Below are 26,308 nucleotides of genomic sequence, written 5' to 3'. Positions count from 1 at the left end.
ACTATGCCGCGCGCAGGCTGGTGGCTGCCTGAAGGGCGCCGGCCAGCGACTTCTCGCGGTGGTCCGGGCCGACCTGGACTCCGTCGGCCGGAATGAATTCGACGCCGGCGATGCCCATGAAGCCGAACACCCAGCGCAGATAGGTTTCGAGATGCTCGCCGGCCGCATACGGCGTCTCCGCGCCATAATAGCCGCCGCGCGAGATCGCCACGATCACGCGCTTGCCGCCGGCGAGCCCCTCGGGCCCGGCTGCGCCGTATTTGAAGGTCTTCCCCACCACCAGGATGCGATCGATCCAGGCCTTGAGCTGGCTGGGAATGGTGAAGTTGTACATGGGCGCGCCGATCACGACGATGTCGGCGGCCAGGAACTCATCCAGCGCAGCTGCGCTCGCGGCGAGGTCGGGTCCGAGTTCCGCCGGCGCGGGCGCGCCTTGCGCGGCGGCGAGGTGCGATCCCGAGAGGTGGGCCAGCGGGGTCTGGGTCAGGTCGCGATAAGTGATGTCCAGTGAGGGCGTCGCCTGCCGGAGCCGGTCGACGATGGCGGCGGAGACCTGCCTGGAGACGGAGTGGGGGCCGAGCACACTGGAGTCGAGATGAAGCAGTTTCATTTGGGGTCACCTTGGTATAAGTTTGTAACCAGAGCTACATGAGTGACTATCGAAAACCCCGCAAGAACGCACTTTTTTGAGCCATGGGCACATCTTTGAAACCTAAGAACACCGGTTTTCCTGCGACGCCGAGGCCCGATCCAATGCCGCATCCCGACCATGCGGACTGCCGTGGGGTCGCCTCCGTGCTTTCTCGCGTCGGTGACAAATGGAGCGTGTTCGTCATCATGATGCTGAGCGACGGGCCGAAGCGCTTCAACGAGCTTAAGCGCATGATCAACGGCATCTCGCAGCGCATGCTGACATTGACGCTGCGGGGGCTGGAGCGCGACGGCCTCGTTACGCGCACGATCTTCCCCACCATCCCGCCGCGGGTCGACTATGAGTTGACCGATCTCGGCCGTGGTCTCCAACAGCCGGTGAAGGCGCTCGGCGAGTGGGCGATCGCGCATCAGCAGCAGATCGCGGCGGCGCGGACGAAGTTCGACGAGCGCAACGAGAGCTAAAGCAGCGACACCAGCCCGCCGCCGTGACGCTCCAGCTTGCCGGCGAGCTCGAGCTCCAGCAGCACGGTGCGCACGATCGCAGGTGAGGCGCCGCACATCCGCACGAGATCGTCGATCGAGATCGGGGTGGGGCCGAGCAGGCCGGTGATCTGGTTGCGGTCGTGGCTTTGCGGATCGCTCTCGAACGGCTCGCTGTCGGGCTCGCTGACGGGGTGCATCAGCGGCCGCTCCATGATCGGTGCAACCGCGTTGATGATGTCGGAAGCTTCCGTGACGAGGGTCGCGCCCTGCTTGATCAGATCATTGGCGCCGGCGGCACGCGGATCGAGTGGCGAGCCCGGCACGGCGAACACCTCGCGGCCCTGTTCGGCCGCCATGCGCGCGGTGATCAGCGAGCCCGAGCGGTGCGCCGCTTCCACCACGACGACGCCGAGCGAGGCGCCCGAGATCAGGCGGTTGCGGCGGGGAAAGTCGCGGGCGCGCGGCTCGTGGCCGAGTGGCATCTCGGAAATCGCAGCGCCGGCGTGGTCGAGGATCGCTGCGAGCAGGTCGCCATGCTCGGGCGGATAGATGCAATCATGTCCACCGGCGAGCACCGCGATCGTGCCGCTTGCGACGCTGGCGCGATGGGCGGCCTGATCGACGCCGCGGGCGAGCCCTGAGATGACGATGAATCCGGCTTCGCCGAGCTCGCGCGCCAGCAGGCCTGCGAATTTCAGCCCGGCGCCGGAGGCGTTGCGCGAGCCGACGATGGCGATCATCGGCCGCATCAAGGTCTTCGTATCGCCGCGCACCGCGAGCAGCGGCGGCGCATCGTCGATCATCGCCAGCCGGGCCGGATAGCCGTCCTCGCCGGGTGCGCGCCAGGCGATGCCGAATTTGCGGCTGGCGGCGAGCTCGGCCTTGGCCTCGTCCGCGCTATAGATGCGCCCAGACCGCTGCGCGCCGCCGCGGCGCGCCAGATCAGGCAGCCGCTCCAGTGCGGCGCGCGGGCTGCCGAAATGATCGACCAGCGAACGGAAGGTGCGCGGTCCGACATTGTCGGAGCGGATCAGCCGCATGCGGTCGATCCGCTCAGCTTCGGTCAGCTCCACGCTCGGATTGATGGCGTCCACGGCGTCTCCTTGTGGCCGCAGCATGGAACAACCTGAGGGCGTTGCGCAACAGCGGCGTGCGCTTGCGTGGCCTCGCCCCGATGCTAAAAGCGATCCCAATAAGAAGGGTATTGCCATGATCTCACTCGCCGACCTCCAGCGCCGCATCGAAGCGGGCGAGCTCTCGCCCGATGCCGCCATCGCCCAGTCGCATGCGGCGATCGAGGCCAAAGAGAAGGACGTTCGCGCCTTCGTCCGTCATGACAAATCCGCGAAGGCGCAGGCCTCCGGCCCGCTGCGGGGCATCGCGGTTGGCATCAAGGACATCATCGACACCGCCAATATGCCGACCGAGATGGGCTCGGAGATCTATCGCGGCTGGCAGCCGCGCAGCGATGCGCCTGTTGTCATGATGCTGAAGCGGGCAGGCGCCACCATCATCGGCAAGACCACGACCACGGCATTCGCGTCGCGCGATCCAACCCCGACGCTCAATCCGCACGATCTCGGCCACTCGCCGGGCGGCTCATCCTCGGGCTCGGCGGCGGCGGTCGGTGCCGGCATGATCCCGCTGGCGCTGGGCACCCAGACCGGCGGCTCGGTGATCCGGCCCGCGGCCTATTGCGGGACTGCCGCGATCAAGCCGTCGTTCCGCATGCTGCCGACGGTTGGCGTGAAGTGCTATTCGTGGGCACTCGACACGGTCGGCCTGTTCGGCGCGCGTGCGGAGGATCTTGCGCGCGGACTTTTGGCGATGACGGGCCGCTCCGAGTTTTCCGGCATCGTCCCGGCCAAGGCGCCACGCATTGCCGTCGTCCGGCAGGAATTTGCCGGTGCCGTGGAGCCGGCGGCCGAAGAAGGCTTGCAGGCCGCGATCAAGGCGGCGGAGCGCGCCGGTGCCAGCGTGCAGGCCATTGATCTGCCCGAGGCGGTGCAGGAGGCCTGGCGCATCCATCCCGTCGTCCAGGATTTTGAGGCGCATCGCGCGCTGGCCTGGGAGTTTTCCGAACGTCACGACGAGATCGCGCCGATGCTGCGGGCAAGCCTCGATGCCACCGCCCATCTGACGCCGAAGGAATATGACGAGGCACGCCGGATCAGCCGTCGTGGCCGCCGCGAGCTCGGCGAATTGTTCGAGGGCGTCGACGTGCTCCTGACCTATTCCGCGCCCGGCACGGCACCGGCCAAGGAGCTCGCGACGACAGGCGATCCTCGCTACAACCGGCTGTGGACGCTGATGGGCAATCCTTGCGTCAACGTGCCGGTGCTGAAGGCGGGCGGCCTGCCGATCGGCGTGCAGGTGATCGCGCGCTTCGGCAACGATCCGGTCGCACTCGCGGCGGCATGGTTCCTGGAGAACGCGCTGGCGAAGTCAGGCTAGCGCGGGTTCGGACGCGACAAGGGACTGTGCGGGCGCAGAGAGCGGTGCGCCGACCTTTGCATCTTGCCCGAGCCAGCGCTCTGCGGCTGCGCGACCGCTTCGGTGCAGCAGGCGAATGAAGCCGCGGCCGAGATCGGTGGACGAACGTTGTGCCAGGCCGTCAACGGAATCTTCCGCCGCGATCCTGGTGAGGCGCAGCGACGGCGCGGCACGCGCTTGCGCCCATTCGATCGCCGCGATCTCGGCATTGAGGGCGGCGTTGGCCGCGATCTGGTCCAGCCGGCGGTCGATCGCGGCGAGCGTGATCGGCACGTAGCTGTCGCGCGCCGGCGTGACCTGGACGAGCAGGACATCGGACGTCGTCGTGTCCTGCGCCAGCCGCAGCAAGGGCGGGTTGCCGCCAAAGCCGCCGTCCCAAAAGGCTTCGCCCTCGATCTCGACGGCGCAGTGAACCAGGGGCGGACAGGTCGAGGCCAGCGCGACGTCGGCGGTGATGGCGTCGTTGCGGAAGATGTGCTGCTGCCCGTCGCGGATCCGTGTCGCCGCGATCAAGAGCTTCGGGCAGTCCGGATTGAGCAGCGCGGCGAAATTGATGTCGCGCGACAGCGCCTGTCGCAGCGGATCGAGATCGAAAGGATCGAACTGGCCGGAGCGCAGCGTCGGACCGAACGCGACCGAGCTTCCCGCCGGCGAGAAGCCACCGACCAGCATCAGCGAGCGGAACGAGGCCTCGTGCAGCAGGCGGAGCCAGAACCGGCTCAGTCGTGCCCGTGCCGCTTCGCGGCCGCCTTCGGCAAGGCCGGAGGCGAGCAGGAGCGCATTAATGGCGCCGGCACTGGCGCCGCTGATGGTGTCGATCTCGATCGGCTCTTCCAGCAGCCGCTCCAGCACGCCCCAGGTGAAGGCGGCAAAGGTGCCGCCGCCCTGCAGCGCCAGCGAGAGCTTTCGCGGCGGCCAGGGGGTGGCGCGAGCCTGCGCCGATGCAACCTGGGCAGCCGCAGGTCGGACCTCGACTACAACAGGAGCGGGAGCGACGGGGGCAGGTGGCGGAGCCGGCGGCGAAACGGCAGTGAGCGTTGGCGCAGGCGGCGGTGCGGGCGCATCGGACCAGATATTGGTCGCCGACAGCAGCCGGCTTGCCGCCGTGCCCTGCGAACCAACCCCGTCATGCGCGCCGTCAATCTTCTCGCTCATTCTGAGCAATCGCGTAACGCCGTTTCTTCTGTCAGGATGACAGGCGTGGAACCTGTTCGCTACTGCCGGCCGCGAGCATGCGCCGAGTTGCGAACAGGATTTGGCATATAATGCAGAAGGGTCGCTTCGATATCCGTAGATGTCCGGCTTCAGGCCTTCTCGCCGATCCGGCTCTCCTTGCCGGTCTGCAAGCGCTTGATGTTCTCGCGGTGCGCGTAGAACAGCAGCAGCGTCAGCAGTGCCGTCAGCGCCGACAAGGCGAGATGCCCGAACCACCACAGGAACATCGGCGTGACGAACGCCGCCACCAGCGCGGAGAGCGAGGAGTAGCGGGTGGTGAAGGCGGTCGCCAGCCAGATCAGGCAGAACACGACGGCGCCGGGCCAGAACAGGCCGATCAGGATGCCGATATAGACGGCCACGCCCTTGCCGCCCCGGAACTTGAGCCAGACCGGGAACAGATGGCCGAGGAACGCGCCGAGCCCGGCGACCATGGCGGCATTGGGTCCCGCAATGTAGCCGGCGATCACCACGGCCACGGTGCCCTTGAGGGCGTCGAACAGCAGGGTGCCCGCGGCAAGGCTCTTGCGTCCCGTGCGCAGCACATTGGTGGCGCCGATGCTGCCGGAGCCGATCGAGCGAATATCCTGGGTGCCGGCGAGCCGGGTTAGGACCAGCCCGAACGGGATCGAGCCGAGGAGGTAGCCGATGACGAAGGCCACCGGCAAAAATGTTTCAAGCCCCATGGCGGCAGCTCCAAAGGCCCGACTTCCGAGCCGAACGATTGCACAGGTCAGACATGCTCGTAAACCGTGCGTCCGCCGACAATGGTGCGCACCACGCGGCCTGTAAAGCGGGCCTCGTCGAACGGAGTATTCTTGCAGGGCGATTTAAGGTCGGCGGGATCGACCACCCAGGGCACGTCGGGATCGATCACGATGACGTCGGCCGGACTGCCTGCGCGCAGGGTTCCGCCGGGCAGGCCGAGCAGTTCGGCCGGCCTGGTCGACATCGCGCGGATCAGCGTCTTCAGTTCCATCTCGCCATTATGCACGAGGCGGAGGCCGGCGGGCAGCATGGTCTCGAGTCCAACGGCGCCGGGAGCGGCTTCGGCGAACGGCAGGCGCTTGACCTCGACGTCCTGCGGATTGTGGTCGGACATGATGACGTCGAGGAGGCCGGAGGCGATTGCGGCCACCAGTGCGCGGCGGTCGTCCTCGGTCCGCAACGGCGGCGACAGTTTCAGGAACGAACGGTAGGGGCCGATGTCGTTCTCGTTCAGCGCAAGATGGTTGATCGAGACCGAGGCGCTGACGGCGAGCCCGGCGTCGCGCGCGCGCTGGAGGATCTCGAGCGAGTCGATGCAGGTCAGCGAGGCCGCGTGATAGCGGCCGCCGGTCAAGGCCACGAGGCGCATGTCGCGTTCGAGGATCACGGCCTCGGCGGCATTCGGGATGCCCATCAGGCCGAGCCGCGATGCGAACTCGCCCTCGTTCATCACGCCTTCGCCGACGAGATCGGGATCCTCGGTGTAGTGGACGATCAGCGCGTCGAAATCGCGGGCGTAGGTCAGCGCGCGGCGCATCACCTGCGCATTGGTCACGCTTCTGACGCCATCGCTGAAGGCGACGGCGCCCGCGGCCTTGAGCAAACCGAACTCGGTCATCTCATCGCCGTGCATGCCCTTTGTGAGCGCCGCCATCGGCTGGATGTTGACGATCGCGGTGTCGCGGGCGCGGCGCATCACGAAGTCGACGGTCGCCGAATTATCGATCACCGGAGAGGTGTCGGGCTGGCAGATGATGGTGGTGATGCCGCCGGTCGCGGCCGCCTGGCTCGCGGTGGCAAAGGTCTCGCGATGGCTGAAGCCGGGCTCGCCGACGAAGGCGCGCATGTCGATCAGGCCGGGCGCGACGATCTTGCCGGAGCAGTTGACGATGTCGGTGCCTTCGGGGACGCCGGCCGCGCCGATGCCGCGGCGGGTCTCGCGGATGGCGCCGTCGGCGATGAGGACGTCGCCGACACCGTCGAAATCCCGGGAGGGATCGACGACGCGGGCGTTGGCGAGCAGGATGGGGCGGCGATCGGTCAACATCGGCATCACGCGTTCGGCAGGTTACGGGCGAGCGCTTCCAGCACGGCCATGCGCACGGCCACCCCCATCTCCACCTGTTCGCGGATCAGGGACTGTGCGCCGTCGGCCACAATCGAGTCGATCTCCACGCCGCGGTTCATGGGGCCCGGATGCATCACGAGTGCGTCCGGCTTGGCGTAGGCGAGCTTCTTCTGGTCGAGCCCGAAATAGTTGAAGTACTCGCTGGAGGACGGCACGAAGGAGCCGTTCATGCGCTCGCGCTGCAGCCGCAGCATCATGACGATGTCGGCGCCGTTGAGCCCCTCGCGCATGTCGCGCGCGACCTCGACGCCCATCCGCTCGATGCCCGGCGGTAGCAACGTGGTGGGGCCGACCACGCGGACGCGGGCGCCCATCGTGTTGAGCAGGATGATGTTCGAGCGGGCGACGCGCGAATGCAGCACATCGCCGCAGATCGCGACCACGAGCCCCTCGATCCGGCCCTTGTTGCGGCGGATGGTGAGCGCGTCGAGCAGGGCCTGGGTCGGATGCTCATGGGCGCCGTCGCCGGCATTGATCACGGAACCGTCAACCTTGCGCGCCAGCAGTTCCACCGCGCCGGAGGCGTGATGGCGCATCACCAGGATATCCGGGTGCATCGCGTTCAGCGTCATGGCGGTGTCGATCAGCGTCTCGCCCTTCTTCATGGACGAGGAGGACACCGACATGTTCATGACGTCGGCACCGAGCCGCTTTCCCGCAAGCTCGAACGAGGATTGGGTCCGTGTGGAGGCCTCGAAGAAGAGGTTCACCTGCGTCCGTCCCCGCAGGACGGTGCGCTTCTTGTCAACCTGGCGGTTGAGCTCGACATATTCTTCGGACAGGTCGAGGAGGCCGGTGATGTCGGCCGCGGAAAGGCCCTCGATGCCCAGCAAATGCCGGTGGCCAAGGACGAAGGTCGATTTCGATGTCATTAAAACGAGAGCTATAGGCGCGGATGGATGGGGGGGCAAGGGCCAAAGCCGGGGCGGGGAGTTATCCCCTGATCTGTCGGTCCCGACGCTGCGGCGTGGCCTCGACGTCATGCCCGGGCTTGTCCCGGGCATCCACGTTCTTCTATCGCATTTGACGCAAAAAGAACGTGGATGGCCGGGATAAACCCGGCCATGACGATGTGGGGGCATTTCGTGAAAACAATCCTGACTGTGCTCTTGGCTGCAGCAACAATCAGCGCGGCCCACGCCCAATCGCTCCCCGGCGGCTTCGTCTATCTGCGTGACATCGTTCCCGGCATCATCCAGGACATCCGCTACGCCACCGCGAACAATTTCGTCGGCCGGCCGCTCGCCGGCTACAACGCCGGCGAGTGCGTGGTGAAGCGCGAAGTCGGGCTGCGGCTCAAGGCGGTGCAGCAGGAGCTGGCGGCGCAAGACCTCTCGCTCAAGATGTTCGACTGCTACCGGCCGGCGCGGGCCTCGCTCGACATGGTCAAGTGGTCGCAGAACGGTCACGAGAGCGCCGCCGAGCGGCGCTACAATCCCAAAATTCCCAAGACCGAGCTGTTCCGCCTCGGCTACATCGCGAGCCGGTCGCAGCATTCGACGGGCGCCGCGCTCGATCTCACTTTGGTCGATCTGAAGGCTGACAACTCCGCCAAATACGACCCATCAAGAGCCTATGCGGATTGCACCGCGCCGGTCGAAGCGCGCGCGCCGGAAGGCAGCGTCGACATGGGCACCGGCTACGACTGTACCGATGCGAAGGGCCATACCGCGGCACCGGCGATTACGTCCGAGCAGCGCATCTGGCGCAGGCGGCTGCGATGGCCAGGCAAGGCTTTGTGAACTATTCGAAGGAGTGGTGGCATTTTTCCCTGCCGGGGGCCGGCGGGGCGGCCTATGATTTCCCGATCCAGCCGCGCCGGAACTGATTCCGCGCCGAGGAAGCACCATGACCCAGCCGAGCTTCGCGACCCACGAGGTCTTCAACCAGTCGCCGCCGTTCGAGGATGTCGACCTGTTCGCCGCGGATCGGCCGCTGGTCGATGCGGTGAAGGCCAATGGCGGTGCGGCGGCGGAACGCGAGCTGTCCGAGTTTGGCAAGCAGTGGGGCTCGGCCGCGATGGCCGATCGCGGGCGCGTCGCGAACGAGAATACGCCGAAGCTGCGCACCTTCGACGCAAAAGGCAACCGCCGCGACCAGGTCGAGTTTCACCCGGCCTATCACGAGCTGATGGCGCACAGCGCCCATGCCGGCGTGCACAATTCGACCTGGACGGCAGACGGAAAGCCGGCGGGCGATGCCGCCGAGGTCATCCGCGCGGCGAAATTCTACATGGCCGCACAGGTCGAGACCGGCCATCTCTGTCCGATCACGATGACGCGCGCCTCGGTCGGCGCGTTGGCGATGCAGCCGGACCTGCTCGGCAGGGTGATGCCGGTGCTGTCGACCCGGAGCTACGACCCGAGCTTTGCGCCGTGGTGGCAGAAGCGCGGCATGACGCTCGGCATGGGCATGACCGAGAAGCAGGGCGGCACCGACGTGCGTGCCAACATGACGCGCGCGGTGCGCGAGGGCGAGGCCTACCGCATCACCGGCCACAAATGGTTCATGTCGGCGCCGATGTGCGATGCCTTCCTGGTGCTCGCGCAGGCGGACAGCGGGCTGACCTGTTTCTTCATGCCGCGCTTCGCTCCGGATGGTTCGGTGAATGCGATCCAGTTCCAGCGGTTGAAGGACAAGCTCGGCAATCGCTCCAATGCCTCGTCCGAGGTCGAGTTCATCGGTGCCTATGCGGAACGGGTCGGCGAGGAAGGCAAGGGCATCCGCACCATCATCCAGATGGTGCAGCTGACGCGGCAGGATTGCGCGATCGCCTCCGTCGGCCTGATGCGCTCGGGGCTTGCGCATGCGCTGCATCACGCCCGCCACCGCAGCGTGTTCCAGAAACATCTCGCCGATCAGCCGCTGATGCAGGCGGTGTTGTCCGACATGGCGCTGCATGTCGAGGCGAGCACGGCCCTGGTCATGCGGCTCTGCCGCGCCTTCGACCGCACACCGCACGATGCGGCGGAGGCCGCCTACATGCGGCTCTTGACGCCCGCGATCAAATACTGGACCTGCAAGAGTGCGCCGCCGTTCCTCTATGAGGCCATGGAATGCCTTGGCGGCAACGGCTATGTCGAGGACGGCATTCTGGCGCGGCACTACCGGGAGTCGCCGGTCAACGCGATCTGGGAGGGCTCGGGCAATGTGATGTGCCTCGACGTGCTCCGCGCGCTCTCGCGCGAGCCGGAGCCGGCGACGGCTGTGCTGCAATCGCTTGCGGCCGAGACGAAGGGCTTGCCTGGGGCAGGAGACGCGGCCGCGTTCATCGGCAAGACTTTCCGCCGCGCCGATGGCGAGCGCTTCGCGCGTCTCGCCGTCGAGAAACTGGCGCTGCTGGCCGCTGCTGTGGCTCTCAACGGTGTTTCCCCGCGCAATGCCGAACTGTTCGCGAGTACGCGCCTTGCGGCCAATCACGCCAGCATGTACGGCGCCGTCGAGCTGGAGAGCGGCGAGGCCCGCGCGCTGCTGGAGCGGGCGCTGCCGTGAGTCTTCCCAACGAAAGCCTTCTGATGGACTCCCTCAATCCCGACCATCCGCCGCTGACTATGACGCCAGCGCCGCCGCGCGTCTGGATGTTCTGGGGCACCGCGTTGTGGGGCCTTTTTATCTTCGCCGCGATGTTCGTCGGGCAGATCGGCGCCGTCGTCCTGCTGGTGGCGCAGCGTGGTCTTCCCATGGACTTCGCCTCGCTCCAGGCGGTCGGCCACGATCCGCAGGCGCTCGCGCTGTCGGTCATCATGGGCCTGCCGGCGACGCTTTTGGCGGTGTGGCTCGCCATTGCCATCAAGAAAGCCTCCTTCGTCGACTATCTCGCGCTGCATTGGCCGTCCTGGAAGCAGCTCCTGTTCGGTGCGGTCGGCCTCATCCTGCTGGTGCTGGTCTGGGAGACGATGTCGCGTGCGCTCGGCCGCGAGGCGACGCCGGGCTTCATGACTGATCTGTTGAAATCGGGCCGCGACAAGGGCGCGGCGCTGTTGCTGCTATTCGCCTTCAGCGTGGCTGCGCCGGTGTCGGAAGAGATCCTGGCGCGCGGCTTCCTCTATCGCGGCTGGTCGGCGAGCTTCTTGCGCGTGCCGGGCGCGATCCTGCTGTCGTCGCTGGTCTGGACCATCGTGCACCTGCAATACGACATGTACTTCCTCGCCGAAGTCTTCACCATCGGCCTGTGGTTCGGCTATATGCGCTATCGGGCGAATTCGCTCTGGCTCACCATCGTGCTGCACGCGCTGAACAATCTGACCGCGGTGGTGCTGACGATGTGGCTGGGGAGCTAGGCCGCCAGCGCGATCGCGATCGGCATCGTGATGGCCGCCAGAATCGTCTGCAGCGTGATGATCTGCGCCAGCAGCGGCGCGTCGCCGCCCATCTGGCGCGCCATCACATAGGCGCTGGACGAGGTCGGCACCGCCGCGCAGATCGCCACGATCGCGCGGCTGTCGCCTGACAGGCCGAACCAGGCGGCCAGCGCCAGCGCCAGCGCAGGCATCAGTGCGAGCTTGAAGACGACGCCGATGGCCGCGGCCATGCTTGGACGCAAGAGGCCTTCGAGATGCAGGCCCGCGCCGGTGACGAGCAGGCCGATCGCTAGCGAGGAGCGGCTGAGCGCGTCCGCCACGTCGTGCCAGAGTTTTGGCAACGGCAGGTGGGTGACATTGACGAAGAGCCCGATCGCGCAGGCCCAGATCAGCGGATTGCGGATCACCGTCATGACGATCGTGCCTGCGGACTGCTTCTCGGGCGCGGCGTAATGAGCGAGCACCACGACGCTCAATACGTTGACGAGGGGAATGATCGCGACCATCGCCACGGAGGCGAGCGCCAGCCCGACATCGCCGAACATGTTGGCGGCCACCGACAGCCCGACGAAGGTCTGCCAGCGCGTCGCGCCCTGGAAGATCGAGGTGAAGGCGGGGCCGTCGATATCGAGCCGGGCCAGGGCAGGGCGCAGCGCGAGGCAGAGCAGCGACATCGCCAGTGCCGACAGCAGCAGCGCACCGCCGACGCCGGCGACCGGCACCTTGGAGAGGTCGGCCTTCACCAGCGTCTGGATCAGCAGCATCGGAAACAGCACGAAATAGGTCAGTCGCTCCAGCCCGTGCCATTGCGTGTCGAGCCGCATCAGGCTGCGCTTCAGCACGATTCCGAGCACGATGAGGATGAAGACCGGCAGCAGCGCCGCGATCACGACGGCCATCGGTCAGGCGGTCCCTGGACGCAGATTGGCGAGGCGGTCGAGCGCGCCCTGCAGGATGAAGATCGCGGCGTGCTCGTCGATCACCTCGGCGCGCTTGGCGCGGCTGACGTCCATGCCGATCAGCTCGCGTTCGACGGCCGCGGTCGAAAGGCGCTCGTCCCACAGGCCGATGGGGAGGGCGGTCAGGCCGGCGAGATTGCGGGCGAAGGCGCGGGTGGATTGAGCGCGCGGACCCTCGCTGCCGTCCATGTTGATGGGCAGGCCGAGCACGAAGCCGACCACCCTGCGCTCGGCCGCGATCGCGAGCAGCCGGGCGGCATCCTGCTTGAACTGCTTGCGCTGGATTGTCTCGACGCCGGTCGCAAGCCGCCGGTCCGGGTCAGACACCGCAACGCCGATGGTCTTGGTGCCGAGGTCCAGCCCGACCAGCGCGCCGCGGGCGGGCCAGTGGGTTGCAGCATCGATGAGGGGCAGGATAAGAGCCGGCATGCGTAGCGCATATCATGCGTCGCGCCGCGGAGTGAACCCGGAACAATGGACGCGCTGACATTATTCGGCCTGTTCGCCGTCACGGCGATGCTGGTCACTTACGCCCTGGAAGATCGCAGCCATTGGTTCGTGCTGCTGTTCGCCGCGTCCTGCGCGCTCGGATCGGCCTATGGCTTTCTCCAGGGCGCCTGGCCGTTCGGCCTGGTCGAAGCGGTCTGGGCCGTCGTGGCGCTGCGGCGGTGGCAGCTGAAGCCGTAGATGATCCAGCGGCAGCAAGCAGCGCGCGAAATCGTGATGCGCGGGCGCTTCGATCAAATGTGGGAAATCTCACACTGGTGACATTGCAGACCATGGCATGATGCCGGTGGTTGCGTGGCAGGAGATGTACCGGTCTAAAGTAGTGTGGGGCGGAGCCCCGATTTCCAGAACGATCGGCAGCGATCGGCCATACGGCCCGCGCTGCAACTTCGCGCAGATTTTTTCAGGCGCTCACCAGGTCCAATATTCGCCAGTCATTTGAGAGGTCACCGATGCTCATCAAGCCAAGCCTGATCGCGGGCTCAGAAAGGCGATTCAAGCAAGCCGAGTTCTCACCCGAAGCCTTGAACCGGAAACTGGGCGACGGTCCGATCGAGATGACGGTCGAGAAGATGCGCGTGCGCCAGCGCCAGCTGCTGGCCGAGACGCAGGACGTGGAGAAGGCCGAGATCGGCCTGGAGCGGATCATCCAGGGCAATGATCTCGACAGCATCAACTATCTCGCCAAGGGGACTGCGGCCTCGCGCTCGGTCTGCCGCATTCAGCTCAGGGATCTCAAGTCGAACCTGCTCGGCTACGGCTCGGGCTTTCTGATCGGGCCGGGCCTGCTGCTGACAAACCATCATGTCTTCGGCAAGCCGGCCGACGCCGCCAATTCGATCGCCGATTTCAACTACGAGCTCGACGTCTCCGGACAAGAGCGTGTGCCTGTGCGGTTCGGTTTCGAGCCGGGCAAGTTCTTCTACACCAATGACAGGCTGGATTTCTCGGTCGTCGCGGTGGCGCCGACCTCGCTGTCGGGCCACGAGGAGCTCGAGGATTGGGGATGGTTGCCGCTCCGCGGCGCGCCCGGCAAGGCAGACCCCGGCGAGTACCTCACCATCGTCCAACACCCCAGCGGGCAGATGAAGCAGGTCTGCGTCCGCGAGAACAAGCTGCTCAAATATGTCGGCGACTTCCTCTGGTACAACACCGATACGACGGCCGGATCGTCGGGCTCGCCGGCGTTCAACCGCTTCTGGCAGGTGGTCGCGCTGCATCATAGCGGCGTTCCCCGGAAGGATGCGCAGGGCCGCACCCTGGCCAAGGATGGCAAGGTCTGGAAGCCGTCGATGGATGAATCTCTGATCGACTGGATCGCCAATGAAGGCATCCGGATCAGCGCGATCGTCGCCGATCTCAAGGTCGCCGTTGGCTCCCATCCCCTGATCAAGCCGGTGCTGGACGAGGAAGAGCCGCCGATCCGGCTCGAGGTCGAGAAGGTTCGCGCACCGGTCGCCGCGCCTGCGTTCGGCGCCAATGTCTGGGTCGAGCAGTCGCTCGACGGCACCTCGCTGGTGGTTCCGATCCGCGTGCCATTGCCGATGTTCCGGAAGGAGATTCCGTTCGCGCCGCTGGCACCCGAGCCGGGCCCGCCTGGGGGCAACGGAGGGGCGCAGAACGGCGGTATGCCGAACGGTGGCAAGCCGTTGATCGCTCCGCCGGCCGGCCTCCTGCCTCGCATCAGTGCGAACGGCCTGCCCATGGAGGCCGTGCATATCGATCAGAGCACGCTGAAATCGCGTCCCGGATACAAGGCAAATTTTCTCGGCACCGGTAAATTCTCGGTGGCCCTGCCGAAGATTCCGGCCGCGCTCAAGTCCAGAATCGCGACGCTCAAGGGAAGCTCCAGGCAGTCCGAGCTGAAATATTTCAACTACAGCGTCGTCATGAACAAGGAGCGCCGGCTCGCCTTCTTCAGCTGTGTCAATATCGACGGCGGGCAGCAACAGGACGTCGGCAAGCGCGAAGGCGATTCCTGGTTGCGCGATCCGCGCATCGACGACGATGCCCAGATCGGCGACGAATTCTACCGCAAGCAGGCCACGTTCGAAGCGGACCGCAGCAAGAATCCGTTCGATCGCGGTCATCTCGTGCGCCGCCTCGATGCGACCTGGGGCGACACCGTCGCCGCGGCCAAGCAGCATGGCGACGATTCCTTCCACTTCACCAATTGCTCGCCGCAATTCTTCTCGTTCAACCAGGGTAAGCAGCTCTGGGCGGGCCTGGAAGATTACACGCGCGATGTCCTGCTTGAAGGCGAGGAGAAGGGCATCGTCATGAACGGTCCGGTGTTCGACGGGCCGGATGCCGATGGATCCGATCTGCCCAATCCGGCCGGGCGGCCGCACAAGGATCCGAGCTTCGGCGGCGTTCAGATCCCGAAATATTTCTGGAAGATTCTGATCCGACGCAACGAGGATGACGACGCTCTCAAGGCGGCGGCGTTCCTGATGAGCCAGCGGAAGCTGGTCATGGAGATCGATCGCATCCAGGAGGCGGATCTGCGCGAAAAGATGTCGGAGGAGGATGTCAGTGTCTTCCAGGTCTCGATCGCGGACCTCGCGAAATTGACCAAGCTCGATTTCGGCAATCTCACTGATGCGGATTCGCACGAGGCGACCTCGGTCGGCCCGCGGCGGATCGAGTCCTATGAGGACATTCGACTCTGATGAGCGCTTCGGTTCGCGAGGCAGCGAAACCGAGGCGACGTTCGGGTGAGGGCAGCGGTGCGCTCTATCGAGGCACTGCAAGTCCTCACCCGGCTTCTTTCGCCAGACGCGCGTCCGACGTCAGCGGATCGCGATCGGGTTGATCATTGCCTGTACGCCGCCGGTCCAGCGCGGCTGGCCCAGCACGAACAGGAATTCATAGCCCTTGTCGCGAGCGAGCGCGGCGGTGTCCATGTTCTCGAGGATATAGGTCCCATTCATCGCGAGCAGGATCTGGTGCACCTCGAACACGTTCTTGGATTCGAACGGCAGCACCTCGAGGGCCCAGGTATCGGCACCGACTGCGACGACGCCCTTGCCGGTCAAATACTTCGCGCCTTCGACGCCGAGGCCGGGCTCACCGGCGGAATAGCGCTTGTCGTCCTTGCCGATCAGGCTGAGCCAGCCGGTGTGGAAGATCACGACGTCGCCTTGCCGGATTTCGACGTTCTGCTGCTTGGCGGCTTCCTCGATCTCCTTGACGTTGAAGGCGGTTCCTTCCTTCACCACGTCGGTCTGGAAATAGGCGGCCATGTCGAGCAGCACGCCGCGCGTGACCATCGGCGGCACCTTTTCGATGCCGAGCTTCTTCAATCCGTTCGGATCGGCGAAGTCGGCGAGCTTGTTGCCGTTGTAATAGACGTGCTCGACACCGAGATGACCGAGCCCGTCGAGCTGGCTGCCGATGCCGACCCAGGTGTCGAGGATGTCGTCGTTATAGGTGGCCTTGTTGGGCCCGAGGCCTGGAATGCCGGCCTGTCCGGGCTGCACGATGGTGAGCTTGAAGGCGCGCGGCGGATAGGCCGGCGTCTGCGGCGTGACGGGAATGCCGAGTGCGTAGGTCTTGCCGGTCTTCACCAGAGAGGCGGCTTTCACCACGAGCTCCGGCGTCATGTAGTTGGCGGCGCCGATTTCGTCGTTCGGCCCCCATTTCGATTTCGTCCAGTCCTGAGCGCTTGCAGTTCCTGACATCGCCGACAACGCGGCGACGCAGCACAACACGAACGTATTGCGCATCGATAGTCCTCCCGATGTTTTGGCTTCGTTATGGTAATTTGCGCTGGCAGTGCCGCATCCTAACGTCAAAGGCGTCTGCGCTTCAAAATATTTCAGCGCGCGGTGCTGCGGCCGCCGAACGCAGCGCGACGTCGACGGATTCAAGTACGGCAGATTTGTGACGTTGAATTTCGTGCGATGGAACGTCTCACCGCGTCAGGCTGCGATGACGTCCTGGTCGGTCTTCAGGCAAGCGGCAAAACCGCTCAGCGCGCTGGATTGATGTCCGGCGCGGCTCTGGATGAAGAGTGTCTCGACGCGCGCGTGCGAGGTGCTCAGCGTGTGCATCGAGACGCTGCCGTTCATTGCGCTGCGCTCGACGACGGCACGCGGCAGCAACGTCACGCCCATGTCGGCGGCGACGCAGCCGATCATGCCGTCAAGCGTGCCGAGCTCGAAGCGCGTGGCTGAGGGCCAGCCGAACTCGACGAACACCTGCTCGAGCCGCTGGCGGTAGGTGCAGCCGGTGCGAAACACCAGTGCCGTCGGGCCGGACTCCGGCGTGCCGGCGCGCAGCTCGGCGAGGGAGGTCCAGCGCCGCGCGCTGACCAGCACCAGCTCCTCGCGGAAGGCGCTCGTCGCAGTGAGGTCGTCGTGCGCGATCGGACCTGCGACGAAGGCACCATCGAGCGCGCCTTCGAGCACGCTCGCGACGAGGTCGGCGGTCGGCGCGGTACGCAAGGACAGGCGCACCGCGGGAAAGCGGCGATGGAAGTCGGCGAGCAGCGGCGGCAGCCGCACCGCCGCCGTGGTCTCCATCGAACCGATCGCGAGCGGTCCCTTCGGCTCGCCATCGTCGCGCGCGGCAAGCACGGCCTCGCGCGACAGCGCGGCCATCCGCTGAGCATAGGGCAGGAGGCGCTTGCCGGCGCCGGTCAGCGTCATGCCGCGGCTATGGCGTTCGAACAGCTGCGTGCCGATCTCCGCCTCCAGCGCTTTCACGCGCTGGGTGACGTTGGATTGCACGGTGTTCAGCTCTTCCGCGGCACGGGTGATGCCGCCGCTGCGGGCGACGGCCGCAAAGGTCTGGAGATCGCTGAGTTCCATCGTACCGTTTCGCGTTTGAGATGGTAGCGTTCGCAACAATTCAATTTTCGAGAATGCTAATCGCACTTACTCTCGCTGTCCAGATCGGGGAAGGACCATGCCCATTGCGACACCGCTGACCACGCTGCTTGAGATCAGCCATCCCGTCCTGCTGGCACCGATGGATGTCATCGCGGGCAGCCGTCTGGTCGCGGCCGTGAGCGGCGCCGGCGGGTTTGGCATTCTGGGCGGCGGCTATGGCGAGAGGACGTGGCTGGAGCGGGAGACCGCGAAGCTCGCTTCGCTGTCCGCGCCGTTCGGGATCGGCTTCATTACATGGAGCCTCGCCAAGCGGCCCGAGCTTCTCGACATCGCGCTCGGCGCAAGACCATCCGCGATCATGCTATCGTTCGGAGATCCTGCGCCGTTCGCGAACAAGATCAAGTCGGCCGGGGCGCGTCTGATTTGCCAGGTACAGGACGAGGCGATGGCGCGGCAGGCGCTCGAAGCCGGCGCCGATATCCTGATCGCGCAGGGGACGGAGGCGGGCGGGCACGGCGCCTCCCGCACCACGGTCGATCTTGTGCCCGCAATCGTAGATCTTGCCGCGGGCGTGCCGGTGGTTGCGGCCGGCGGCATCGCCGATGGGCGTGGGCTTGCTGCGATGATGATGCTGGGCGCGAGTGGCGTGCTGCTTGGCACGCGCTTCTATGCGAGTGAGGAGGCCGACGGTGCAGAGGAGGCCAAGCGGCGCATCTGCGCGGCAAGCAGCGGCTCGACTGTGCGCGGCATCATCTTCGATCTCTCCCGCAACAATGTCTGGCCGGCGCCGTTTACCGGGCGGTGTCTGGTCAATGATCATGCCCGGCGCTGGAGTGGTCGCGAAGTCGAGTTGATGCAGAATGTCGCTGGGGTCGCGGCGGATTATGCCGCGGCCAAGGCAGCCGGCAATTTCGACGTCGCCGCGGTGATTGCCGGCGAGGCAGTCGGACTGATCCATGATATTCCACCGGCGGCGGAGATCGTCGAGCGGATTGCGATTGAGGCGGAGCAGCTGTTGGAAGGAAAACGTAATTCGGTGGCCGGTGCCCTTCCTTCTCCCCTTGTGGGAGAAGGTGGCGCGAAGCGCCGGATGAGGGGTATCTCTCCGCAAACTTAGTATGGTGGTGATTGAGGAGAGATACCCCTCACCCGTCTCGCCGCTGGCGCGGCGATCCACCCTCTCCCACAAGGGGAGAGGGGAAGAGCGAATACGAGGCAAGAACGATGTGGCCTGACCGTCGACTGATCGACCTCTTCAAGACCGAATTTCCGATCGTGCTGGCGCCGATGGCGGGTGTGATGGATGCGGAGCTGGTGATCGCCGTGGCAGAGGGCGGTGGGCTCGGCTCGTTGCCGAGCGCGATGCTGTCGCCGGAGAAGGCGCGCGAGCAGGTCAACATCATCCGCCAGCGCGTGAAGGCGCCGGTCAACATGAACTTCTTCTGCCACACGCCGGTTGACCTTTCGACTGAGGCTGAAGCGCGCTGGAAGCAGCGGCTCACGGGCTACTACATCGAGCATGGTCTCGATCCCGCGGCGCCGGTCGCTGCGGCGAACCGCGCGCCGTTCGATGCCGCCTTCTGCCAGGTCGTCGAGGAGCTGAAGCCCGAGATCGTCAGCTTCCATTTCGGTCTCCCGGAGCAGGCGCTGCTCAAGCGCGTCAAGGCCGCTGGCTGCCTCGTCATCTCGTCGGCGACGACGGTGAAGGAGGCGGTCTGGCTCGAACAGCGCGGCGTCGATGCCGTCATTGCGCAAGGCGCCGAGGCCGGCGGCCATCGCGGCATGTTCCTGACCGACAAGATCTCCGAGCAGCCCGGCACGTTCGCGCTGGTGCCGCAGGTCGCCGATGCCGTGAAGGTGCCGGTGATCGCGGCCGGTGGCATCGCGGACGGGCGCGGCATCGCCGCCGCCTTCGCGCTCGGTGCCTCGGGCGTGCAGATCGGCAGCGCCTATCTGCGCTGTCCGGAGTCCAAGGTCAGCGCCGGCGGCCGCAAGGCGCTGGCTGAAGCGCGGGACGATTCCACCGTGATCACCAATGTCATGACCGGCCGGCCGGCGCGCGGCATCCAGAACCGCCTGATGCGCGAGGCCGGCCCGATCTCGCCGGACGCCCCGCCGTTTCCCCATGCCGCAACCGCGCTGGGACCATTGAAGACGGCTGCCGAAAAGCAGGGCAGGGTGGATTTCACCAATCTCTGGGCCGGACAGGCTGTGGCGCTGGGCCGCGAGGTCCCTGCGGCCGAATTGACCCGGGATTTTGCCAAATCGGCGCTGGCCCGCATGAAAGCGCTGGCCAGCTAAGCGCTTTAGGTTCTTGTTTGCGCATGATCTTTTCGGAAAACCGCTTCACACTTTTCCGGATCATGCGCTAGCGCCGGTTGCGGCGCAAAACCGGCCTCTGCTATACGGCACATAGGTTTTGCCGTGAGAGGCCTTATATAATGTCCGTCGACGCCGCTACCGTCCGCCGCATCGCGCATCTGGCGCGCATCGCGGTTTCCGAGGGCGAGGTTCCGCATCTGCAGGGCGAGCTCAACGCCATGCTCGCCTTTATCGAGCAGCTCTCGGAGGTCAATGTCGAGGGCGTGGAGCCCATGACCTCGGTCACCCCGATGCAGATGAAGAAGCGGCAGGACGTGGTCGATGACGGCGAGATCGCCGACGATATCGTTGCCAACGCGCCCGCGACCGAAGGTCACTTCTTCCTGGTGCCCAAGGTCGTTGAATAAACAGGTTAGATCCGATGTGCCTGCTTTGCGACGATGAGAAGGCCTATCAGGCCTACATGAACTACCTCGACAAGATGGAGCGGCAGGGCAAGGCTGCCGATCCCAACGTCGCCGTCAATGCCGTGCTCGACGAGATCGAGGCCGCTGCAAATGCGGCCGCCAAAAAAGACGACCCGGCCAACGACAAGACCCTGTCTCCGTTCTTCTGCAGCCCGATCAATAAATGACCGATTTGACATCGCTGACGCTCGCCGAGGCCCGCAAGGGTCTCGCCGACAAGACTTTCACGTCCCTCGAGCTGACCGACGCGCATCTGAGCGCGATCGAAGCCGCGCGGGTGCTCAACGCCTTCGTGATGGAGACGCCGGAGCAGGCCCGCGACATGGCCAAGGCCGTGGACGAGAAGATCGCCAAGGGCGATGCCGGCCCGCTCGCCGGCATTCCGCTCGGCATCAAGGATTTGTTCGCGACCAAGGGCGTGCGCACCACGGCATGCTCGAAGATCCTCGGCAATTTCGTGCCGACCTACGAGTCCACCATCACCTCGCAGCTGTGGCGCGACGGTGCGGTGATGCTCGGCAAGCTCAACAATGACGAGTTCGCGATGGGCTCGGCGAACGAGACCTCGTGCTTCGGTCCCGTGGGCAATCCCTGGCGGCGCGAGGGCAGCAACACCACGCTGGTGCCCGGCGGCTCGTCCGGCGGCTCGGCCTCGGCCGTGGCGGCGCTGCTCTGCATGGGCGCGACCGCGACCGACACCGGCGGTTCGATCCGCCAGCCGGCGGCGTTCACCGCGACCGTCGGCATCAAGCCGACCTATGGCCGCTGCTCGCGCTGGGGCATTGTCGCCTTTGCCTCTTCGCTCGACCAGGCAGGCCCGATCGCGCGCAGCGTGCGCGATGCCGCGATGCTGCTGCGCTCGATGGCCGGCCATGACCCCAAGGACACGACCTCGGTCGACATCGCCGTGCCGGATTACGAGGCCGCGATCGGCAAGTCCGTGAAGGGCATGAAGATCGGCATCCCCAAGGAGTATCGTCTCGACGGCATGCCGGCCGAGATCGAGAAACTCTGGAGCGAAGGCGCGGCCTGGCTGAAGGCGGCCGGCGCCGAACTGGTCGAGGTGTCGCTGCCGCACACCAAATACGCGCTGCCGGCCTATTACATCGTGGCGCCGGCGGAGGCATCCTCCAACCTCGCGCGCTATGACGGGGTCCGCTATGGCCTGCGCGAGCAGGCCAAGAACATCGTCGAGCTCTACGAGAACACCCGCGCCGAAGGTTTCGGCGCAGAGGTTCGCCGCCGCGTCATGATCGGCACCTATGTGCTCTCGGCCGGCTACTACGACGCCTATTATCTGCGCGCGCAAAAGGTGCGCACGCTGATCAAGAAGGATTTCGAGGATTGCTTCGCGCGGGGCGTCGACGCGATCCTGACGCCGGCGACGCCGTCGGCGGCCTTCGGCATCGGCGAGAAGGGCGGCGCGGATCCGGTCGAGATGTATCTCAACGACATCTTCACGGTGACCGTGAACATGGCGGGCCTGCCCGGCATCGCGGTGCCCGCCGGCAAGGACGCGCAAGGCCTGCCGCTCGGCCTGCAGCTGATCGGCCGTCCGTTCGAGGAGGAGACGCTGTTCTCGCTCGGCGAGGTGATCGAGCAGGCGGCCGGCCGCTTCACGCCCGCGAGGTGGTGGTGAATGTCGCCGCGTTCATCGCGAGCCTCGACAGCGCGGCGCCCGCGCGACACCTGAGCGCGCCGCTCGCCGGCCTGTGGTGGGCCGCGAAGGGCGATTGGGATCAGGCGCACAAGATCGTCCAGGACGACAACGGCCGTGACGCGGCCTGGGTGCACGCCTATCTGCACCGCGTCGAGGGCGATCTCGGCAATGCCGGCTACTGGTACCGCCAGGCCGGCCAGCCCGCGGCAAAGGATTCATTGGAAGCGGAGTGGGAGCGGATCGCTGTCACGCTGCTCGGGAGCACGACATGAGCACGGCCACGCACAAGCTTCTCAAGGGCGCCACCGGTGATTGGGAGGTGGTCATCGGCATGGAGATTCACGCCCAGGTGACGTCGAACTCAAAGCTGTTCTCGGGCGCCTCGACCGCGTTCGGCGGCGAGCCGAACACGCAGGTGTCGCTGGTCGATGCCGCGATGCCGGGCATGCTGCCCGTCATCAACGAGGAATGCGTCAGGCAGGCTGTCCGGACCGGGCTCGGTCTCAACGCGCAGATCAATCTGCGTTCGGTGTTCGACCGGAAGAACTACTTCTATCCCGACCTGCCGCAGGGCTATCAGATCAGCCAGTACAAGTCGCCTGTCGTGGGCGAGGGCGAGGTGATTATCGATCTCGACGGCGGCCGCAGTGTCTCCATCGGCATCGAGCGGCTGCATCTGGAGCAGGATCCCGGCAAAATGCTGCACGACCGGTCTCCGTCGCTGTCCTACATCGATTTCAACCGCTGTGGCGTGGCGCTGATGGAGATTGTCTCGAAACCGGACATCCGCGACGCCGAGCAGGCCAAGGCCTATGTGACCAAGCTACGCTCGATCATGCGCTACCTCGGCACCTGTGACGGTGACATGGAGAAGGGAAGCCTGCGCGCCGACGTCAACGTCTCCGTGCGCAAGCCCGGTGGGCCGCTCGGCACCCGCTGCGAAATCAAGAACATGAACTCGATCACCTTCATCGGCCAGGCGATCGAGTATGAAGCGCGGCGCCAGATCGAGATCCTGGAGGACGGCGGTCAGATCGAGCAGGAGACGCGTCGGTTCGATCCCAACAAGGGCGAGACCCGCTCGATGCGGTCCAAGGAAGAGGCGCATGACTATCGCTACTTCCCCGATCCCGACCTGCTGCCGCTGGAGTTCAGCCAGGAATTCGTCGACGAGCTGAAGGCGAAGCTGCCGGAGCTGCCGGACCAGAAGAAGACGCGCTTCGTCGCCGATCTCGGCCTGTCGCCCTATGACGCGAGCGTGCTGGTCGCCGAGCGCGAGAGCGCGGTGTTCTACGAGACCGTGCTCGAGAAGCTCGGCAACCGCGCGCGCGACGGCAAGATGGCGGCGAACTGGGTGATCAACGAGCTGTTCGGCCGTCTCAACAAGGAAGGCCGGGATATTACGGGCTCTCCGGTCAGCGCCGAGCAGCTCTCGGGCATCATCGACCTGATCGGAGAGGGCACGATCTCGGGCAAGATCGCCAAGGACCTGTTCGAGATCGTCTGGCAGGAGGGCGGCGATCCCCGCGCGCTGGTGGAAAGCCGCGGCATGAAGCAGGTCACGGATCTTTCGGCGATCGAAAAGGTTGTCGACGACATCATCGCGGCCAATCCCGACAAGGCCGCGCAGGTCAAGGACAAGCCGCAGTCGCTCGGCTGGTTCGTCGGTCAGGTGATGAAGGCGTCCGGCGGCAAGGCCAACCCGCAGAGCGTCAACGACGTGCTCAAGTCGAAGCTCGGCCTCTAACCTCGCGCGTTCGAACGAGGTGACGGACACGCTCCGTCGCCTCGCTGTCGGTTCTCGATGCGACGCTCGCGCGCACCCTCGGCGGTAAACTTCATCCCGACCAGACGCGATGCAACGGCCGAATCGCCGTCACGCGATTCGCGCAAAACGGCGGCTCGCACACGCTCCGGCGAGCGTTCGCGCCGTTAAGCATGAAAATATTTTCGTTGCCAAAAATCGCGACTCAGAGTCCGCGAAGCGCCCTTGCGAGGTGATCGCGGGATCGGCGATGCGCATCATCGCGTTGATCGCGCGCGATGCGCGCGCAAAGAAAAATACTTGCTGCATAGTGTTTTTCTGCAATCGCATCCGCCGCGAACGTCGATGCTGCGCGCACGCTGTGCGGTCGCTCGCACGTGTCGTTCGGTGCGCTTGCATCGCGTTCGCCAAGCGCACGCGCGTTGCGTCGTCAACACTTCTTTAAGCGAGACGCTGTTTTTTTCGTTGTGTTGGTGTATTCGGGATGAGTGTGCATTCGATCCCCGACTGCACGCAGCGATTAAAGCCATCTCACACATCGGAGGGCAACATGGCCAAGAAAGCGAAGAAGGCGAAGAAGGCGAAGAGCGCAGTGAAGAAGACTGCGAAGAAGACCCGCAAGGTCGCGAAGAAGAAGAAGTAACTTCGCTTCTGAAGTTGCCGGCTCCAGCAGCCGGCACGTCATCAGCGCCTCCTAGAGGTCCTGGTCGACGATAGAGGGTGTCGGCGAGACATCAGGTCAACGGTCGGACCGTTCTCTTTGCGGTCCGGCAGAAGAAACTAGTTTTCTTCGTTCGGTGCGGGGCCGGTTCTCCGGTTCTGCAATTTCACGAGTGGCCTCGCGGTCAAAGTGGAATCTGGTCCTGACGTGTTCGCCGACGCCCTCGTTCTCCTGAGGCCGGGGTATTGCCGGCATTTCCTTTTCCCCACTTGCTGATCTGACCACGGCGTCATCGTTGCGCTGGCCGCTCCACCTTGGGCAGGCGAGGGCTGCGGCCCGATTGCGCGCTGCTCGCACGCCGCTTCCACCATTCGCGGTGTCATCGCCGCGCTCCGGCCGGGCGATCCAGTACGCCGGGCTGCTCGTGCGACATTGCCATCTCTGGAGTGCCGGTCACCCTTCTGCCGCCTTCGCCGAAGCTTCGGCGCTCAAGGACGACGGGGCCAGGCGAAGCCTTGGCGATAGCCCGGGCGCGGGCGACGATAGCGAGTGGGGACGCCGCAGGATGCGTCCACCGCGCGCGATGGTTATCGATGTCCCAAAATCCCAGGGTAAACCAAATCTGACGAAACGCAGAAGTGCCTGCAAATCAGCGACTTCTTGAATTCTGCGCGCCGGCGCCGCGCGCTCGCGTTTACGTCTGCTTCATCGCGATACTTAAACTGCCATTCAAATTTGCCCGCCATCATCGCCTCCAACAAGCCGGCAAACGGCGTTGGGCAAGAAGCCCAAGGGATGAGTTGAACAGTGCGCGGTCCCAGCAAGGGTCATGCACATCAGAGTTGGACGGGAGCCGCGCTCGGGGGAGCAAGGCACAAGAAAAAAAGGGGATGCGTTATGTTTCAGGGTACTTTCGATCTGGAGACGGCAACGCCGATCGACGCGACCGCGCTGTCGGACGTGCTGTTCGAGCGCGGGATCTATTGGGCGAGCGGCCGTTCCGGGCTCGTCGATCTCGTCGCCGCGCACAAATGGTTCAACCTCGCCGCCCTGAAGGGCCGCAAGGACGCCGTGACGCTGCGCCAGGAAGTCGCCGGGCAGATGTCGGATGCCGAGATCTCGGCCGCACAGCGCGAGGCGAGGGCGTGGGTCTCCACGCACTGAACCGAGAATCGCATCCGCACCCGTGTTCGCACGGGTGGGCCTGGTTGCGCTGAATCAAGTTTCTTCGTCGTGCCGCCACATAAGACCCGTGCGGCATGAGCGAGCCCGATACCAATGGACGATGGCTGCCGATTCAGATCGCTCCCGATGAGTGCGATCTGGAACTCGGACGTCCGCACAAGACTGGGATTCTGCCCTGGTCGTTTCCGTGCCGGCGCAGGTCCGGCGTCTGGTACAATGTCTGGGCCGGCGAGGCGGTGCTGATTTCGCCCTCGCATTGGCGGATCTGGCGGTTCCACCGCTAGGCGCGGACCAACACGCATACCCACACATATAAGACATATAAGATGGTGCGAATCGAGCTGAACGGCCGCGTCGATCCTTGCGCCGGGCTTTCGCGCCGGTCACACGAGCGCTTTCAGCTGAAAGAACGCCCAGACCTGGATTGATTCTGCTGAGCGGCCCGAGACATAGGTGACAGAACGTACCGGACACATGGGTTACACTTTCCGCTTTTGTTCTGCGGGAGGTGGCGATGCCGTGGAGAGCGAGTTCGGTCATGGAAGAACGCCTTCGCTTTGTCGCCCGGCTTCTGGAAGGAGAAGCCATGTCCGAGGTCTGCCGCGAGTTCGGCATATCGCGCAAGACCGGCTACAAGATCTTCGATCGCTATAAGGAGTACGGTCTCGAGGCCCTGAGCGATCGC

At 65.4% G+C, this 26,308-nt stretch carries 27 protein-coding genes and 1 pseudogene; 17 read left to right on the top strand and 11 right to left on the bottom strand.

Going from position 1 to position 26,308, the window contains the following annotated elements; genetic code table 11:
• Position 1: 1 nt before the first annotated feature.
• Positions 2-610 carry an FMN-dependent NADH-azoreductase gene (locus A3AS_RS0129545; RefSeq protein ID WP_018321110.1) on the bottom strand — a complete coding sequence of 203 codons (609 nt, stop codon included), beginning with the start codon at positions 608-610 and terminating at the stop codon, positions 2-4.
• 83 nt (positions 611-693) lie between these two features.
• Between A3AS_RS0129545 and A3AS_RS0129540 the strand changes: the two genes are divergently transcribed.
• Positions 694-1,116 carry a helix-turn-helix domain-containing protein gene (locus tag A3AS_RS0129540; RefSeq protein ID WP_018321109.1) on the top strand — a complete coding sequence of 141 codons (423 nt, stop codon included), beginning with the start codon at positions 694-696 and terminating at the stop codon, positions 1,114-1,116.
• On the opposite strand, the gene dprA is transcribed toward A3AS_RS0129540, so the two are convergent.
• Complete coding sequence (gene dprA, locus A3AS_RS0129535) at positions 1,113-2,255, bottom strand: DNA-processing protein DprA (RefSeq protein WP_018321108.1); 1,143 nt, start codon at positions 2,253-2,255, stop codon at positions 1,113-1,115. The genes A3AS_RS0129540 and dprA overlap by 4 nt on opposite strands.
• Positions 2,256-2,346: 91 nt before the next feature.
• On the opposite strand from dprA, the gene A3AS_RS0129530 reads away from it, so the two are divergent.
• Positions 2,347-3,591: an amidase gene (locus A3AS_RS0129530; protein WP_018321107.1), complete on the top strand. Its 1,245-nt coding sequence runs from the start codon at positions 2,347-2,349 to the stop codon at positions 3,589-3,591.
• Here the strand turns inward: A3AS_RS0129530 and A3AS_RS0129525 are convergent.
• The 4 genes from A3AS_RS0129525 to A3AS_RS0129510 all read right to left on the bottom strand — a co-directional run bounded on the left by A3AS_RS0129525 (position 3,583) and on the right by A3AS_RS0129510 (position 7,833).
• Positions 3,583-4,785: a patatin-like phospholipase family protein gene (locus A3AS_RS0129525; RefSeq protein WP_026202487.1), complete on the bottom strand. Its 1,203-nt coding sequence runs from the start codon at positions 4,783-4,785 to the stop codon at positions 3,583-3,585. The two genes, A3AS_RS0129530 and A3AS_RS0129525, sit on opposite strands and share 9 nt — an antisense overlap.
• A gap of 149 nt (positions 4,786-4,934) precedes the next feature.
• Positions 4,935-5,531, bottom strand: coding sequence for a glycerol-3-phosphate 1-O-acyltransferase PlsY (plsY, locus tag A3AS_RS0129520; RefSeq protein WP_018321105.1), 597 nt, complete (start codon positions 5,529-5,531; stop codon positions 4,935-4,937).
• A gap of 47 nt (positions 5,532-5,578) precedes the next feature.
• Positions 5,579-6,880 (bottom strand): dihydroorotase, encoded by a 1,302-nt coding sequence (locus A3AS_RS0129515; RefSeq protein ID WP_026202486.1) that lies wholly within the window; start codon positions 6,878-6,880, stop codon positions 5,579-5,581.
• A 5-nt stretch (positions 6,881-6,885) separates the two neighbouring features.
• The gene (locus A3AS_RS0129510; protein ID WP_018321103.1) at positions 6,886-7,833 is read right to left on the bottom strand and encodes an aspartate carbamoyltransferase catalytic subunit; all 948 of its coding nucleotides are present in this window, start codon (positions 7,831-7,833) and stop codon (positions 6,886-6,888) included.
• A gap of 198 nt (positions 7,834-8,031) precedes the next feature.
• Here A3AS_RS0129510 and A3AS_RS0129505 point away from each other — a divergent pair.
• The 3 genes and pseudogenes from A3AS_RS0129505 (at position 8,032) to A3AS_RS0129495 (ending at position 11,241) form a co-directional block, all read left to right on the top strand.
• Positions 8,032-8,789 (top strand): annotated as a pseudogene (locus A3AS_RS0129505) (M15 family metallopeptidase).
• A gap of 20 nt (positions 8,790-8,809) precedes the next feature.
• Positions 8,810-10,453 (top strand): isovaleryl-CoA dehydrogenase, encoded by a 1,644-nt coding sequence (locus A3AS_RS0129500; protein WP_018321102.1) that lies wholly within the window; start codon positions 8,810-8,812, stop codon positions 10,451-10,453.
• 23 nt (positions 10,454-10,476) lie between these two features.
• Positions 10,477-11,241, top strand: coding sequence for a CPBP family intramembrane glutamic endopeptidase (locus A3AS_RS0129495; RefSeq protein ID WP_018321101.1), 765 nt, complete (start codon positions 10,477-10,479; stop codon positions 11,239-11,241).
• On the opposite strand, the gene A3AS_RS0129490 is transcribed toward A3AS_RS0129495, so the two are convergent.
• Together A3AS_RS0129490 and ruvX are read right to left on the bottom strand one after the other, a co-directional pair.
• Positions 11,238-12,161 carry an AEC family transporter gene (locus tag A3AS_RS0129490; protein WP_018321100.1) on the bottom strand — a complete coding sequence of 308 codons (924 nt, stop codon included), beginning with the start codon at positions 12,159-12,161 and terminating at the stop codon, positions 11,238-11,240. The genes A3AS_RS0129495 and A3AS_RS0129490 overlap by 4 nt on opposite strands.
• 3 nt (positions 12,162-12,164) lie before the next feature.
• Positions 12,165-12,650: a Holliday junction resolvase RuvX gene (gene ruvX, locus A3AS_RS0129485; protein WP_018321099.1), complete on the bottom strand. Its 486-nt coding sequence runs from the start codon at positions 12,648-12,650 to the stop codon at positions 12,165-12,167.
• A gap of 45 nt (positions 12,651-12,695) precedes the next feature.
• Here ruvX and A3AS_RS0129480 point away from each other — a divergent pair, with 45 nt between their 5' ends.
• Both A3AS_RS0129480 and A3AS_RS44010 read left to right on the top strand, forming a co-directional pair.
• The gene (locus A3AS_RS0129480) at positions 12,696-12,908 is read left to right on the top strand and encodes a hypothetical protein (protein ID WP_018321098.1); all 213 of its coding nucleotides are present in this window, start codon (positions 12,696-12,698) and stop codon (positions 12,906-12,908) included.
• Between the two features lie 272 nt (positions 12,909-13,180).
• A complete protein-coding gene (locus A3AS_RS44010; RefSeq protein WP_018321097.1) occupies positions 13,181-15,400 on the top strand; it encodes a DNA/RNA non-specific endonuclease in 2,220 nt (739 codons plus the stop codon).
• A gap of 120 nt (positions 15,401-15,520) precedes the next feature.
• Here the strand turns inward: A3AS_RS44010 and A3AS_RS0129470 are convergent, their stop codons facing one another.
• Positions 15,521-16,456: a cyclase family protein gene (locus tag A3AS_RS0129470; RefSeq protein ID WP_018321096.1), complete on the bottom strand. Its 936-nt coding sequence runs from the start codon at positions 16,454-16,456 to the stop codon at positions 15,521-15,523.
• A gap of 195 nt (positions 16,457-16,651) precedes the next feature.
• Positions 16,652-17,542: a LysR family transcriptional regulator gene (locus A3AS_RS0129465; RefSeq protein WP_018321095.1), complete on the bottom strand. Its 891-nt coding sequence runs from the start codon at positions 17,540-17,542 to the stop codon at positions 16,652-16,654.
• A 97-nt stretch (positions 17,543-17,639) separates the two neighbouring features.
• Here A3AS_RS0129465 and A3AS_RS0129460 point away from each other — a divergent pair, with 97 nt between their 5' ends.
• From A3AS_RS0129460 to gatB, 7 genes are all read left to right on the top strand, one after another.
• Positions 17,640-18,680, top strand: coding sequence for a nitronate monooxygenase family protein (locus tag A3AS_RS0129460; protein ID WP_018321094.1), 1,041 nt, complete (start codon positions 17,640-17,642; stop codon positions 18,678-18,680).
• 107 nt (positions 18,681-18,787) lie between these two features.
• Complete coding sequence (locus tag A3AS_RS0129455) at positions 18,788-19,864, top strand: nitronate monooxygenase family protein (RefSeq protein WP_018321093.1); 1,077 nt, start codon at positions 18,788-18,790, stop codon at positions 19,862-19,864.
• A gap of 140 nt (positions 19,865-20,004) precedes the next feature.
• Complete coding sequence (gene gatC, locus A3AS_RS0129450) at positions 20,005-20,292, top strand: Asp-tRNA(Asn)/Glu-tRNA(Gln) amidotransferase subunit GatC (protein WP_018321092.1); 288 nt, start codon at positions 20,005-20,007, stop codon at positions 20,290-20,292.
• A gap of 14 nt (positions 20,293-20,306) precedes the next feature.
• On the top strand, positions 20,307-20,519 hold the full coding sequence (locus tag A3AS_RS0129445) for a hypothetical protein (protein WP_018321091.1): 213 nt from the start codon (positions 20,307-20,309) through the stop codon (positions 20,517-20,519).
• Positions 20,516-21,991 carry an Asp-tRNA(Asn)/Glu-tRNA(Gln) amidotransferase subunit GatA gene (gene gatA / locus A3AS_RS0129440; RefSeq protein WP_018321090.1) on the top strand — a complete coding sequence of 492 codons (1,476 nt, stop codon included), beginning with the start codon at positions 20,516-20,518 and terminating at the stop codon, positions 21,989-21,991. Before A3AS_RS0129445 ends, gatA begins: the two co-directional genes overlap by 4 nt.
• Entirely contained in the window at positions 21,982-22,284 is a 303-nt protein-coding gene (locus A3AS_RS0129435; RefSeq protein WP_018321089.1) for a hypothetical protein, read from the top strand. Before gatA ends, A3AS_RS0129435 begins: the two co-directional genes overlap by 10 nt.
• On the top strand, positions 22,281-23,759 hold the full coding sequence (gene gatB, locus A3AS_RS0129430) for an Asp-tRNA(Asn)/Glu-tRNA(Gln) amidotransferase subunit GatB (RefSeq protein ID WP_018321088.1): 1,479 nt from the start codon (positions 22,281-22,283) through the stop codon (positions 23,757-23,759). The genes A3AS_RS0129435 and gatB overlap by 4 nt, the downstream gene beginning before the upstream one ends.
• A 129-nt stretch (positions 23,760-23,888) precedes the next feature.
• On the opposite strand, the gene A3AS_RS47755 is transcribed toward gatB, so the two are convergent.
• Positions 23,889-24,101: a hypothetical protein gene (locus tag A3AS_RS47755; RefSeq protein WP_157644430.1), complete on the bottom strand. Its 213-nt coding sequence runs from the start codon at positions 24,099-24,101 to the stop codon at positions 23,889-23,891.
• Between the two features lie 1,234 nt (positions 24,102-25,335).
• Here A3AS_RS47755 and A3AS_RS0129420 point away from each other — a divergent pair.
• The 3 genes from A3AS_RS0129420 to A3AS_RS0129410 form a co-directional block, all read left to right on the top strand.
• A complete protein-coding gene (locus A3AS_RS0129420) occupies positions 25,336-25,602 on the top strand; it encodes a hypothetical protein (RefSeq protein ID WP_018321086.1) in 267 nt (88 codons plus the stop codon).
• Between the two features lie 95 nt (positions 25,603-25,697).
• On the top strand, positions 25,698-25,907 hold the full coding sequence (locus A3AS_RS0129415) for a hypothetical protein (RefSeq protein WP_018321085.1): 210 nt from the start codon (positions 25,698-25,700) through the stop codon (positions 25,905-25,907).
• 230 nt (positions 25,908-26,137) lie between these two features.
• Positions 26,138-26,308, top strand: a 171-nt coding sequence (locus tag A3AS_RS0129410) for a helix-turn-helix domain-containing protein (protein WP_026202485.1), incomplete at its 3' end; no start/stop codon positions are given.

It is taken from the genome of Bradyrhizobium sp. WSM2793, from assembly GCF_000379585.1.
Lineage (GTDB): Bacteria > Pseudomonadota > Alphaproteobacteria > Rhizobiales > Xanthobacteraceae > Bradyrhizobium.
The sequence above is the reverse complement of the archived record's forward strand: the minus strand, read 5'-3'. Positions and strand labels throughout refer to the sequence as shown.